The sequence below is a fragment of the Pseudochelatococcus sp. genome, assembly GCF_050946405.1.
Classification (GTDB): domain Bacteria; phylum Pseudomonadota; class Alphaproteobacteria; order Rhizobiales; family Beijerinckiaceae; genus Pseudochelatococcus.
On sequence record NZ_JBMNUS010000020.1, the window covers coordinates 16,963 to 28,581 of the forward strand.

The following is an 11,619-nucleotide window of genomic DNA, read 5'->3' on the forward strand; positions in this document are numbered from 1 at the left end:
CGTGAGGGAAATGCAGAATTGCCGACTCTGATTGCCGCCGCTATTCTTGGCAGCATTGATCTGGCCACGGACGGCAAAATACGTGGATCGATATTCTCCTTGAAATGCACGGCTTTTTCCCGTACTATAAACAGGAAAGGAAAAGCCCATGCCAGCCGTATCCAAAAGCAAGCACGAACTCAAAACCGACCGTATCGAACTGCGGGTTTCGCCGACCGCCAAGCACCTTATCCAGCGTGCGATGGCCATATCCGGCCTGACGGCAGGTGATCTTGCCTTCGAGGGCGCGCGCCGGGTGCTCGACGAACATGAGCGGATCGTCCTGAGCGGTGAGGATAAACAGGCGTTTCTCGACGCATTGCTCAATCCGCCGGAACCGACCGACAAACTCGTTGCCGCCTTCAAGCGCCATCGCCAGATCGCCGGTTGAGCAACCGTGGGAATAGTGTTCGAGGCACTCGGCAAACACCATGACCGGGCGGGGTTTTCGAGCGGACAACCGGCGCTTGATGACTGGTTCCGCAAGCGGGCAAGCCAGGATGAGAAGCGAAACCTCGCCCATACCTTCGTTGCGATGGACGACGAATTGGGCATCGTCGGCTTCTATTCGATCAGTACGCTCTCGGTCGCTTTCGATGTGATCCCGCCGGAGATTTCGCGCAAGCTGCCGCGGTATGACGAGATCCCGGCCGCTCTGATCGGACGGTTGGCGCGCGACGAACGGGTTCGCGGCAAGGGACTGGGCGAACTGCTTCTGACGGATGCGCTCCGGCGTATTCTCGATGCAAGCAAGACCTTGCAGTTGTTCGTTATCATCGTGGACGCCAGGGATGACAAGGCGGCAGAGTTTTATACCAGCTACGGTTTCCAGCGTTTTCCGCACCGGCCAAACCGATTGTTCATCCAGAAATCCGTCGTCATGTCGGCCCTGGAGCGATCACTGGACTGAAGAAGGCGACATTATTCCAATTTAGGGGGACTCGCCCGCCGCGAAATTCAAGTATTCTTACGCCTACGTCCCCTATTCCCGCCGCATCATCTGCGATTTACTACGAAGCGGCATGATAAGGGACGGCGCTCTATGACGGAGTACGCTGCAATGCCCGCGATTTCGCATTCACATCAGCCGGTTTCCAGCACAGTCTTTGTCTGGAGCGGAATAGTCCGCCCAGGAACAAGGATCGTGTCGTGGCAAAACGGAAAGGGACAACGGCGAAAAGTGTGCGGGTGGTCCTCGTGCCGTCCGACACCATGCCGACCTACGATCCGTCGCAGCCCGATCCCCGCCTTCTCGATCTTGTCCGCCTGCTTGCGCGGCAAGCCGCCCGTGATTTCGTCAAAGCCGAATGGGAGCGCGCCGATAGTGAACGCCTCTCCAGATAGGGAGAGCATCCAATGAAGGCTGCGCTCTATGCCCGTTACTCTTCCGACAATCAGCGCGACGTATCCATTGAGGATCAGCTTCGCATTTGCCGCGCCCGCGCCGAGCGTGAGGGCTGGACCGTCGTTGACAGCTATACCGACCGGGCGATTTCCGGCTCGTCGCTGCTGCGGCCCGGTGTGCAGGAACTGATTGCCGACGGTCTGAAGCGCCGCTTCGATGTGATCCTCACGGAATCGCTCGACCGGCTTTCCCGCGATCAGGAAGACATTGCCGGTCTCTACAAGCGGATGCGCTTCGCCGGCATCAGCATCGTCACGCTCTCCGAAGGCGAAATGAGCGAGTTGCATATCGGCCTCAAAGGCACGATGGGCGCACTCTATATCAAGGACCTTGCCGACAAGACGCGGCGCGGCCTGCGCGGCCGGATCGAGGATGGCAAGTCGGGCGGCGGGCTTTGCTACGGCTGTGACGTCATGCGCCAGTTCGATCAGGCCGGAGAAGCCAGCCGAGGCGAGCGCACCATCAACGAGGCCGAAGCGAATGTCGTGCGCCGCATCTTCATGGATTATCTGGAAGGAAAGTCGTCGCGGGCCATCGCCATGACGCTGAACAGCGAGGGCGTGCCAGGGCCGAAAGGCAGCGAATGGGGACCGTCCACCATTCACGGCAATCCGAAGCGCGGGACCGGCATCCTCAACAACGAACTTTACATCGGCAAGCTGGTCTGGAACCGGCTGCGCTATATCAAAGACCCGGATACAGGCAAGAGCGTATCGCGCCCGAACCCGGAAAGCGAATGGGTCATTCAGGATGTTCCTGAACTGCGCATTGTCGATCAACACGTCTGGGACGCCGTGAGAGAACGGCAACAGAAACTCGCACATGATCCCTCGACGGAGACTTCCGAGAACTTCCTGTGCGACAGACGCCGGCCGAAGCATCTCTTCACCGGCCTCATCAAATGCGGTTGCTGCGGTGGCGGCTATTCGATGATCTCGAAAAGCCTGCTTGGCTGCACAAACGCGCGCAACAAAGGCACATGCGACAACTGGATCAACATCCGGCGCGACACGCTCGAAGCCTCTGTGCTCAATGGCCTCGACAAGCATTTGATGGAGCCGGAACTGTTCAAGGACTTCTGCGAGGAGTTTACACGGGAAGCGAACAAGGCCCGGATGGCTGCGCGCGTGTCCATCGAAACGGCCGAGGCAGAGATAAAGAAGATCGATCGCGAACTCGACACGCTTCTCGATCTGATCCTCAAGGGCGGGGCGGCCGACCGCATCAACGCCAAGATGGTGACGTTGGAACAGCGCAAGAAAGATATTGCGGCCATGCTGGAGACGGCGGAAGAACCACCTGCCCTGCTGCATCCGAACATCGCCAAGGTCTATCACGAACAGATCAGCGCTCTCCACGACCAGCTCCACAATGAGGAAACGCGGGCGAAGTCGGCCGAGCGGCTGCGCACGCTCGTCAGCCGCATCGAGCTGGTTCCCGAAGGCGAGGAACTGGCGATCGTGCTGCGCGGCGATCTGGCGGCGATCCTGACCTTCGCCAGTGGCAGGAAGAACCCGGACTTCCTGAAGGAAGAGGAGCTTCTGAACATGCTCCTAGGCCGGACGACAGAAGGCCAGAACGCAAAAAAGCCCTTCGGAAAGAAGGGCATTAGCGCAAATGCAGGGATCGTTGGTTGCGGGGGTGCGCCTTGGTTTTGGCCTGCTTTTCAAGGCCCATGACCTTACGGAAGCGGCGTGAGATATCGTAACCCACTGATTTAACTGAATAGTATCAGTGGGTATATCGGGACAAACGCTACGCTGATGTTGCGGGTCATGGGCTGGGAAGCAGACCATGACGCAATCTTTTGGCAACACTCCATACGGCAAGCGGGAAGCCCCTTTCTTGCTTCGCCTTACTCCCGAAGAGCGGGAACGCCTCGAACGCAATGCGGGCAGCATGCCGCTGGCCGCATACATCAAATCCCTGCTGTTCGCAGAGAGCGCACCACGATACCGCCGCGCACGGCGTTCCGTCATTGCCGACGAAAAGGCTTTGGCGGAACTGCTGGCCGCGCTCGGTGCCAGCCGCGTTCCGAACAATCTGAACCAACTGGCGAAGGCCGCAAACAGCGGCAACCTGTATTTCGACCACGATACCAAGCTGGCGATTAAACGCGCCTGTGATGACGTGGCGAACATGCGCCTGCTGCTGATGCGGGCGTTGGGAATTTCCACGCGGAACGAAGCCGTCCCGCCCGAAAGCACATCGCAGAGCTTCGCACGCGCTGCCGCACCGAAGAGGACATTCTGATGATCCTCAAGGGTTCGCAACGTGCCGGCGCGAGGCAGCTTGCCGCGCACCTGCTGAATGATCGGGACAACGATCATGTGACGGTCTTTGAGTTGCGCGGCTTCGTTGCCGACGATCTCATGGCCGCACTGGAAGAATGCCACGCGGTTTCCACAGCCACACGCTGCAAACAGTTCCTGTTCTCGCTTAGCCTCAATCCCCCGCAAGGGATTGTCGCCAGTGAAGAGGAATTGCGGCGGGCGGCGGATCGCGCCGAAAAGGCTCTCGGCCTCGATGACCAACCGCGCGCCATCGTCTTTCACGAAAAGAACGGCAGACGCCATGCGCATGCCGTCTGGTCGCGGATTGATCCTGAAAGCTTGACCGCGATCAACCTGCCGCATTTCAAAAATCGGCTCACGGCGCTGTCGCGCGAATTGTACCTTGAACACGACTGGCCGCTGCCGAACGGGTTGCGGCATGACGGCGGCAGGAATCCGCTGACCCTGACGTTGGCGGAATGGCAGCAGGCAAAACGTCTGGAAGCCGATCCGCGCGAAATCAAACAGGTTTTTGTCGAGGCATGGAACCGATCCGACAGCGCCAAGGCGTTCGGAAATGCCTTGACGGAGCGCGGATACTTTCTGGCGCGCGGTGATCGGCGCGGGTTCGTCGCCATTGACGTTCATGGCGCGGTGTTCTCCGTCAGCCGATGGACGGGCACGAAATCCAGGGATGTCCGCGAGAAGTTGGGCGATCCGCAAACCTTCCCTCCCCTGCAAGACGTGCATCGCCATGTGCGCGGACTGGTCAATGAACAGCTTCGCGGCTTCATCGCCCAATTCAAACAGCGCCAGAAGGATGAATTGCGCCCGCTGATCGAAGAGCGGGAAACGATGAAACGCGCTCATCAGGCAGAACGCAAACTGCTTGGCCAAAAGCAGGAAGAGCGCTGGCAGGCGGAAACCGCTGCTCGTTCGGAACGGCTTGCCAAGGGCTTGCGCGGATTTTGGCAACGTGTGTCCGGCAGAGCAAAGACGATCCGCGAACAGAACGAGCGCGAGGCGATGGAAGCCCTGCGCCGGGACCGTGCGCAGCGTGACCGGATGGTCTTTGCACAGATAGATGAGCGCAAAGCCCTGCAAGCCAGATTCGACATTCTGCGCGAGCGGCAGGTGCGCGACCGCCGCCTGATGGCGCACGAGGTCGTCCAGTCGATGCGCCAAGCCTCCCAGCTTCAAGAGAAGGAAATCCGCCGAACGCAAGAGCGTCGGCATGAGCCTTCGCTTGTTCCGCGCCGCAATCGCGGCCCTTCCCACGATCTCTGATCGGAGAAAAATTGATGAAATTCGATGACAAGACTTTTCGGTTGGCCGGGACGGTAGCAGCGATTATCGGCGTTATGATTCTTGTCGGTGATCTGTCCATGACAATCAAGGGATCGCTTTCCCCGCCACGCAACGCTTTCGGTTACAAACTGCCCGATACGACGCATTGGCGGATGCTGGCGATTGCCGCATCGGGTGTTGGCGGTTTCGGGGTGGGATGGTTTCTCTCGCCTTCCGCCCGCCGCTTCCGTCTGGCCCTGTTCGTCATTCTGGCGGCCGCCTTGGTCCTCGCCGTCTATATCGACAATGGCGCGCTTGGATGGGGATTGACCCCTGTCGCCAGCATCATCGCCTTTGCTGCCGGACTTGGCTACTGGATGCGCGGCGTTGTCAGCCGCCTGTCCGAAACTCCGACTACTTTCGGCTCGGCAAAATGGGCCGACAACGAACACCTTGCCGAAAACGATATCGTCGGGACCGATGGCCTCCGCCTCGGCCATCGCTATGACGAACGCGGCGCAAAGTTACCGCTCCGTTATAAAGGCGACCGTCATATCCTGACCTGCGCCCCGAACCGTTCGGGCAAGGGTACGACGGCGATCATCCCGAACCTTCTGACCTATCCGGGATCGATGGTCGTCATCGACCCTAAAGGCGAAAATGCCATGATGACCGCCCAACGCCGCAAGGACATGGGGCAAGAGGTCCATGTCGTTGACCCGTGGGGCATCACCTCCGCTGCCGGACTTCCCGTTTCACGGTTCAATCCGCTCGACCTTCTGGTGCCGGGGGATATCGATCTGGCCGAGAACGCGATGTTGCTGGCCGATGCGATGATCGTCCCGTCTGACAAGGGCAATCCGTTTTGGGATGAATCAGGCAGAGGCTTTACGGTCGGCCCTACGGGTCATGTGGCAACGCATGAGGATGAGGCCGGAAACCGCAATCTCGGCCGCGTTCGCGACCTGCTTTTGCTCGACGGCAACGACATGCAGGCATTGCACGAAAAGATGCTGCAATCGCCGTATCACTTCATCAGAAGCGCGGGTGCGCGGGCGTTGCAACAGGAAGAAAAGCTCCGTGCCAATATCATTGCCACGGTGCAATCGCAGACAAATTTCCTCGATAGTCCGCGTATCCGCGAAAGCCTGTCCGCATCGGATTTCCGGTTTGAAGACCTGAAAACCAAGCCGATGACGGTTTACCTCGTCCTGCCTTCTGATCGGCTGAATGCGTTTAGCCGGTGGTTGCGCCTGCTGATCCAGCAAGCCATTACGGTCAATGCCCGCAACATCGAAGTGCAGCCGGAACATCCCGTGCTGTTCATCCTCGATGAATTACCTGCCCTTGGCCGTCTGTCCATGATCGAACAGGCGTTCGGGCTGATGGCCGGATACGGCATTCAGCTTTGGGGCGTGGCGCAAGACCTGTCCCAACTCAAACGCATTTACGGTGACGGTTGGGAAACCTTCATCAGCAATGCGGGCGTCGTCCAGTATTTCGGTTCCCGCGACCGGATGACGGCGGATTATTTCTCCGCCCTGTGCGGGCAAACCACCATCTGGAATGTCAGTTCGGCAATCTCAAGAGCGATAGGCTCGACGAGCGGCAATAGCGCCAGCCATTCGGAAACGACGACCAATTCCGACACCACGGCGGCGGCGATGCGCAAGCTGGCCTATCCCGACGAACTGATGCGCCTGCCACGGGGTAAGCAGTTGTTGTTCATCAACAATCTGAACCCGATCCAGAGCTATCGGACGCCTTGGTTCGAGGATGAGAACCTGCGCGACCTTGGCCGCAATCTGCGCGCCTGACCTTTGGGGAAGCGGTGCGCCGCTTTCCCTTCATCCCACCATGTCACACAAGCCGGAAGGAGAGTGCGATGTTGCACATGCCCGATAGGGATTATCCGCAGTTCAAGGTCAGTCTGCGCCTGACGTTTGACGAACTTTGCAAGGCAGCGACGGTCGGCGGGTATTTTATCCCGACGAACTATTACCCTGATCATTTTCACCACATGCAGCGGTGCGAGTACGCCGCCAGCTTGACCAAGGACTATGCCCGGATCGGCCTGCGCCAAGGTCTGCATCAAGCCTTTGACATGGCATTTCCGCAACTATTTCCCGACGATTTTACCGACAGCACGTCCGGCAGGATGCTTCGTCTGCCGATCCGCAACTGGAAGGAGTGATAAACATGATCGAACACCCGAAGAAGCCATTCAGCCTTCGAGCCAAGCCCGAAGATGATCTGGAAAACCTCCGCGACAAGGATAACGCTCAACCGCAGGTCAAACCCGCTTGGGCGCAAAAGCCCCGCCCGAACCTCGCTCCATCGGGGATGTCGGGCATCAAACGCCTCCTGCCTTCGCCCGCACCACGAAAGCCAGACAAAGAGCCGTCGAAAGCTGACGACCTGACAAGAACCTTCACGCCGTTGGTAAGCCCCCAAAAAGACAAGGAGCGTGACATAGACCGATAACCTTCGCGTTTACGGGAAGCTGGCATAATACAAGAGCAGCCCCATGACCTGCCGTATTCAGGTCATGGGGCCGCTCAATTTATCTGGCCTCACCGACGATACCGCGACGATCCTTTTCATGTCTTGCTCTGCCAGCGCCAAGGCCGCCCGGACCTTGGCTGCGACACACACACTTTTGCCCTGCCAGAGCCTTTGAACTTCCGGTTATAGCTTGGGGGCTTCACCGACAGCGCCGGCCACGCTCTGATAAAGAGCGTCAAGTTTCTGATGCTCGCCGATGGACCAAGTGCGCCAGAAATTGTCCCAAATCTCATCGGGATCAGCAATCCATTGTGCGAGATAGCTTGCTAAACCCGTTTCAGGCTTTGCGCTGATACGCATATTGGTAAACGGACCGCAATAGAGGTTTATCGACCCCCTATAGATCTCACCTTTACGTTGCCAGTCGAACTTGATTTCCTGGAGCGACTGGCGTTTGCAGATTTTATTGCGATCCGTCCCGTCAGGCAGATTGTTTCCCTGACGATCATAAGCGCGTTCTTCAGTAATGGTTGAATATGCAGGGCCGTATTTCTCGCGCAATGCCTGCTTGAGTGTCAGTTCAGTCAATTTGGCCGATTCCGGTATCTTCCAGTCCCGCCCGACGATCATCACCTTTGCGGTTTTGGTTTCTGAATAGGCCACGCTGATAGTGTCGATTGCGTCGCTTTCTTCCGTACCTTTTACGAAATAATGGGTTTCAAGCGTCCACCCCTCTCGGCCGGCCGCAACCCGCGTCGCCTTTTCATCATGTGCGTATCCGGCGTCTTTAAGGACAGCTTCGGTATCAGCGCGGCTCATGCCGGTTTTGACCCCGATGATGTCGAGGTTTTCGATTTTCACCCGGCGATCCTCGTCGCGTAACGGGCGTAACCCCGCGAACAGTTCAGCTTCGACAACGGGTGTTCCGCCTGTGAAGGTCACTTTCATACTATCAAGCCCAACGCGCTCCATCTGGAAGGAAATTGTGGAGGGGCATTTATCAGGGGTGCCGAACGAACCGTTCAAATGAACATCATCAACATTCAGATTCGGATAATGATAAACATACTGACATCTTCCGTATCCGATCGGCTCCCACCCGCTTGAATCAATGTCAATACGGCCGACACCTTCAATGTTCGTGACCTGAAAATTTATCGAATTTCGGCTTTTCTTGTACCCCCCGAACCAAACACCATCGGCGCTCTGTGCATGCGCAGATGCCCCACAGAGCAAAGAGGCTACCAGCCCGCATGCAACCGATTTCATGGCTGTTTGCATATCTTCTTCTCCTAACCGCGAATGCCAACGCCGATCACAGGCGTATCTCGGTTCACCGAATCTGGATTTTCACGGCCGATAAGGTTACTCGTCCACATGAAGATACCCCGCAAAATGGACATGGACGGTTTCGATCCTTCATCGTTCTTCGGATCAAAGACAAATTCGTCCACGGCGATGCGTGAACCTTCAGCTACCGAAAACGTCGATTCATCAATGAAAGTGACAGTTATCGCCCCATTGGCGCCTGTCTCAAGAATGTCTCCCAAGCCAATCGGCGCGCCTGTTGTGGCCCGCACCACTTTTCCGTTAATGCGGGTTATCGTGGTTTGACCGCGAACCGTCGTTACTTCTCCTATGGGCGAACCACCGCTAATTTCCGCGGCCAAATTCTGCCCCGCGTCTTTCTCGGCGTTCACAACATCCATGTCATCCGCAAAAGCGGGCATTGTCGTTCCGACCAGAAGGACGAGGCCGAACAAGCTGGCGGATTTATGTAGTACCATCATTGGAAAAGCTCCAGAATTGCCGTGTACAAGTTGCGCGTTGACGTATTAGCGGTGTTGTTTAACACTTCTGGCCGACGCCATTCGGGGCGAACATGCGCCATGACAGATGTTCTGTACGCCAGTTCATAGGATTGGCAGGCAGAGGCGATCGCGTCGGTATCGAGACGGGCGGCATTGCTCATCCGCTGCTTTGCAGCTTGTTGAGCAATGCACGCCGCCAACCGCTTTCTGTTCATCCCAAGGGATGATTTTACCTGGGGTGCAGCATAGGCGGTGATAGCCTGGCTGTTCAAAGACGTGTTGCCACCTGTGGATGTGCAGGCGGCTAAAATCATCACCGCTGCTGCCATCACGGACAGCGCGGCAAATTGCCTGATATTCATTGACAATATCTCCTGTGTTCTCTGATTAAATAGCGAAGGGGGATCGTGAGCTGCGACTACAGCAGCTCACGCACCTTGTTGAACAAGGCGATTGCATCGTCCTCGCGGAGATATTTGGCTAGGGGGATGACGTTCCGCCCATGTCGGATGCAGAGTGCGTTTCCACGGCGCGCCAAGGATTGCTTGATGGCGGCTCCGGCGTCAGCCCCCATTTGTCCGGCGGCGCGCCCTAACGATCCGGCGACATTATTGATTGCTGCCGCGCCTGCCATAGCTGCGCCTGTTACGCCCACACCTACAACGACCGTTGAGCTTTGCGTCCACTCCACACGCCCGGCATACACCGTCTTTCCGCTTTGATTACGGATCAGGAGTTCCGAAATATCGCCTTTGGCGTATTCCTTACCGTTCGGCATCCGAACTGCGGTTTCCGTCACCGTAAATTCGTACCGGCGTTTGCGGCTGCGATCCCATAAGAAAGCAACAAGCCCAAAGAACGCCAAAGTTGCAACGAAGCCGTTCATCCCCGCTACTAACGCCATCGGCGCGCCCACAAGAAGCCCGATAAAAAGAAGGCCGAACCATGCGCCGAAACCAATTCCCGATCCGTTGATGCTTACGCCCACCGTTGGATCATCGTTACTTGTGGTAACGGTAAAACCCTGTTCAATCTTTTCCTTCATCCGTAGCCCCACAATCCTCGCAGCCCTTTACGATGCCTTGGTCAGATTTTTGGTAGGATTGGAAAGCAGCGCGACCACAGCGAATACGGGCCAGAGCAAAAGAAAGAACGCCCCATATCCAATCACGCTCGCCGGAGACATGCCCCTTGGGAGAGGTCCGAGCTGCCGCACTTGGCTACTAATGTCTACAATATTGAACAGTAAAAATAGAACTGTGAGTATCAAGCAGGCAAGGAAGGCGGTTTTTGCCACTTTGCAATAGGGCCTTGCGGTCTGAATGATGATAGTCCCAAGGCAGACGAGTGAAACAAGAAACAGGACATAACCGATCCAGCCGACGAACTCGCTTCCCGGAAATAGAAGTCCGGCAAGGTTGTTCCCAATTTTAAGAACGGGAGACACCAGAAATATGATGAATGACACGGCAAAAGCGGACATCCATAACGTATAGGAATTTGGAATAATCCCCTTGAGTGAAACATATTGCGGATCGGCAGCGTTCATTTCCAACCTCTTGCTGTAAGCCAAGCCTGCACTCGGTTTTGACGGTTACAAATCCTTGGATTTATTACATATTTCCATATAATAGGGTTTGCGGGTTCAACAACCCCGCAACCCCTTGGATTGCAACGGCTGCCCTATCTGGATAGGGTGCCAAAATCCGCAGTCCAAAAAGCAACCATTTTGAATGATGTGGTGCAAAATTCTTGGTGGCCGGGTTGTCTGAGCGATCACGGCAACCGACCAATCAGCCGGGCAGCACCACAATGGATTATCTGCCAATGGCGTACCTTTTCTGCGCCCCTTCTGGTTAGGCGTCTTTGACGTACAATCAAAACATGGAAGTCAAGCTCATAACCGTCGTCGAGACTCATGCGTTTTTGAAGCTGGCTGCAACGATCTGGTCGGACGACGAACGGGCGGAACTGGTCGATTACGTTGCTGCCCGCAACCCTGAAAGCGGTGATCTTATCCCCGGCATGGGCGGCGTCCGAAAGCTGCGTTGGTCAAGGCCGGGCGGCGGCAAGTATCTGAGCTAACGGCCATATTGAAAAACGCCATGCGGTGAAAGAAGATTGAGATGGCAACGACATTTGGCAACGAACTGATCGAGAGCCTGCATGAAGGTACGCAAACGATCAAGGCCTCGGCATTATCTCGCGCGCATGAGGCCGTTGCGTGGTAGACTGGAGATGGTTTCAGAGGATCTTCTGCTCCAGTACCTTTTGGGCGTCGCGCAGTTTTTTCCATTCC

General features: G+C 56.7%; 15 protein-coding genes. 10 read left to right on the forward strand and 5 right to left on the reverse strand.

Annotated elements, in window-relative coordinates:
• Positions 1-148 precede the first annotated feature (148 nt).
• The 9 genes from ACOYJQ_RS18575 (at position 149) to ACOYJQ_RS18615 (ending at position 7,488) form a co-directional block, all read left to right on the forward strand.
• Complete coding sequence (locus ACOYJQ_RS18575) at positions 149-430, forward strand: DUF1778 domain-containing protein (protein ID WP_313533764.1); 282 nt, start codon at positions 149-151, stop codon at positions 428-430.
• 15 nt (positions 431-445) lie between these two features.
• Complete coding sequence (locus tag ACOYJQ_RS18580; protein ID WP_433460557.1) at positions 446-949, forward strand: GNAT family N-acetyltransferase; 504 nt, start codon at positions 446-448, stop codon at positions 947-949.
• A 239-nt stretch (positions 950-1,188) separates the two neighbouring features.
• Complete coding sequence (locus tag ACOYJQ_RS18585; RefSeq protein WP_433460558.1) at positions 1,189-1,383, forward strand: hypothetical protein; 195 nt, start codon at positions 1,189-1,191, stop codon at positions 1,381-1,383.
• Positions 1,384-1,395: 12 nt separating this feature from the next.
• Entirely contained in the window at positions 1,396-3,123 is a 1,728-nt protein-coding gene (locus tag ACOYJQ_RS18590) for a recombinase family protein (RefSeq protein ID WP_433460559.1), read from the forward strand.
• Between the two features lie 115 nt (positions 3,124-3,238).
• Positions 3,239-3,697, forward strand: coding sequence for a hypothetical protein (locus tag ACOYJQ_RS18595; RefSeq protein ID WP_433460560.1), 459 nt, complete (start codon positions 3,239-3,241; stop codon positions 3,695-3,697).
• Entirely contained in the window at positions 3,697-5,004 is a 1,308-nt protein-coding gene (locus ACOYJQ_RS18600; RefSeq protein WP_433460561.1) for a relaxase/mobilization nuclease domain-containing protein, read from the forward strand. The genes ACOYJQ_RS18595 and ACOYJQ_RS18600 overlap by 1 nt, the downstream gene beginning before the upstream one ends.
• Positions 5,005-5,018: 14 nt before the next feature.
• On the forward strand, positions 5,019-6,821 hold the full coding sequence (locus tag ACOYJQ_RS18605) for a type IV secretory system conjugative DNA transfer family protein (protein WP_433460562.1): 1,803 nt from the start codon (positions 5,019-5,021) through the stop codon (positions 6,819-6,821).
• A gap of 68 nt (positions 6,822-6,889) precedes the next feature.
• Positions 6,890-7,198: a hypothetical protein gene (locus tag ACOYJQ_RS18610; protein ID WP_433460563.1), complete on the forward strand. Its 309-nt coding sequence runs from the start codon at positions 6,890-6,892 to the stop codon at positions 7,196-7,198.
• Between the two features lie 5 nt (positions 7,199-7,203).
• Positions 7,204-7,488, forward strand: coding sequence for a hypothetical protein (locus tag ACOYJQ_RS18615; protein ID WP_433460564.1), 285 nt, complete (start codon positions 7,204-7,206; stop codon positions 7,486-7,488).
• 204 nt (positions 7,489-7,692) lie between these two features.
• On the opposite strand, the gene ACOYJQ_RS18620 is transcribed toward ACOYJQ_RS18615, so the two are convergent.
• The 5 genes from ACOYJQ_RS18620 to ACOYJQ_RS18640 are packed head-to-tail and all read right to left on the reverse strand — an operon-like array spanning position 7,693 to position 10,869.
• A complete protein-coding gene (locus tag ACOYJQ_RS18620; protein WP_433460566.1) occupies positions 7,693-8,790 on the reverse strand; it encodes a hypothetical protein in 1,098 nt (365 codons plus the stop codon).
• 11 nt (positions 8,791-8,801) lie between these two features.
• Positions 8,802-9,299, reverse strand: coding sequence for a hypothetical protein (locus ACOYJQ_RS18625; protein WP_433460567.1), 498 nt, complete (start codon positions 9,297-9,299; stop codon positions 8,802-8,804).
• Positions 9,296-9,682: a hypothetical protein gene (locus tag ACOYJQ_RS18630; protein WP_433460568.1), complete on the reverse strand. Its 387-nt coding sequence runs from the start codon at positions 9,680-9,682 to the stop codon at positions 9,296-9,298. The genes ACOYJQ_RS18625 and ACOYJQ_RS18630 overlap by 4 nt, the downstream gene beginning before the upstream one ends.
• Positions 9,683-9,738: 56 nt before the next feature.
• Positions 9,739-10,365, reverse strand: coding sequence for a hypothetical protein (locus ACOYJQ_RS18635; RefSeq protein WP_433460570.1), 627 nt, complete (start codon positions 10,363-10,365; stop codon positions 9,739-9,741).
• 27 nt (positions 10,366-10,392) lie between these two features.
• The gene (locus ACOYJQ_RS18640; protein WP_433460572.1) at positions 10,393-10,869 is read right to left on the reverse strand and encodes a hypothetical protein; all 477 of its coding nucleotides are present in this window, start codon (positions 10,867-10,869) and stop codon (positions 10,393-10,395) included.
• 335 nt (positions 10,870-11,204) lie between these two features.
• On the opposite strand from ACOYJQ_RS18640, the gene ACOYJQ_RS18645 reads away from it, so the two are divergent.
• Positions 11,205-11,405: an addiction module toxin RelE gene (locus ACOYJQ_RS18645; RefSeq protein WP_433460573.1), complete on the forward strand. Its 201-nt coding sequence runs from the start codon at positions 11,205-11,207 to the stop codon at positions 11,403-11,405.
• The last annotated feature ends 214 nt before the right edge of the window (positions 11,406-11,619 follow it).

What these genes read in the sequence shown, in the direction of transcription:
- ACOYJQ_RS18575 (WP_313533764.1), top strand. Translation starts at nt 149, where the DNA reads ATGCCAGCCGTATCCAAAAGCAAGCACGAACTCAAAACCGACCGTATC.
- ACOYJQ_RS18590 (WP_433460559.1), top strand. Translation starts at nt 1,396, where the DNA reads ATGAAGGCTGCGCTCTATGCCCGTTACTCTTCCGACAATCAGCGCGAC.
- ACOYJQ_RS18595 (WP_433460560.1), top strand. Translation starts at nt 3,239, where the DNA reads ATGACGCAATCTTTTGGCAACACTCCATACGGCAAGCGGGAAGCCCCT.
- ACOYJQ_RS18600 (WP_433460561.1), top strand. Translation starts at nt 3,697, where the DNA reads ATGATCCTCAAGGGTTCGCAACGTGCCGGCGCGAGGCAGCTTGCCGCG.
- ACOYJQ_RS18605 (WP_433460562.1), top strand. Translation starts at nt 5,019, where the DNA reads ATGAAATTCGATGACAAGACTTTTCGGTTGGCCGGGACGGTAGCAGCG.
- ACOYJQ_RS18610 (WP_433460563.1), top strand. Translation starts at nt 6,890, where the DNA reads ATGTTGCACATGCCCGATAGGGATTATCCGCAGTTCAAGGTCAGTCTG.
- ACOYJQ_RS18615 (WP_433460564.1), top strand. Translation starts at nt 7,204, where the DNA reads ATGATCGAACACCCGAAGAAGCCATTCAGCCTTCGAGCCAAGCCCGAA.
- ACOYJQ_RS18620 (WP_433460566.1), bottom strand. Translation starts at nt 8,790, where the DNA reads ATGCAAACAGCCATGAAATCGGTTGCATGCGGGCTGGTAGCCTCTTTG.
- ACOYJQ_RS18625 (WP_433460567.1), bottom strand. Translation starts at nt 9,299, where the DNA reads ATGATGGTACTACATAAATCCGCCAGCTTGTTCGGCCTCGTCCTTCTG.
- ACOYJQ_RS18630 (WP_433460568.1), bottom strand. Translation starts at nt 9,682, where the DNA reads ATGAATATCAGGCAATTTGCCGCGCTGTCCGTGATGGCAGCAGCGGTG.
- ACOYJQ_RS18635 (WP_433460570.1), bottom strand. Translation starts at nt 10,365, where the DNA reads ATGAAGGAAAAGATTGAACAGGGTTTTACCGTTACCACAAGTAACGAT.
- ACOYJQ_RS18640 (WP_433460572.1), bottom strand. Translation starts at nt 10,869, where the DNA reads ATGAACGCTGCCGATCCGCAATATGTTTCACTCAAGGGGATTATTCCA.
- ACOYJQ_RS18645 (WP_433460573.1), top strand. Translation starts at nt 11,205, where the DNA reads ATGGAAGTCAAGCTCATAACCGTCGTCGAGACTCATGCGTTTTTGAAG.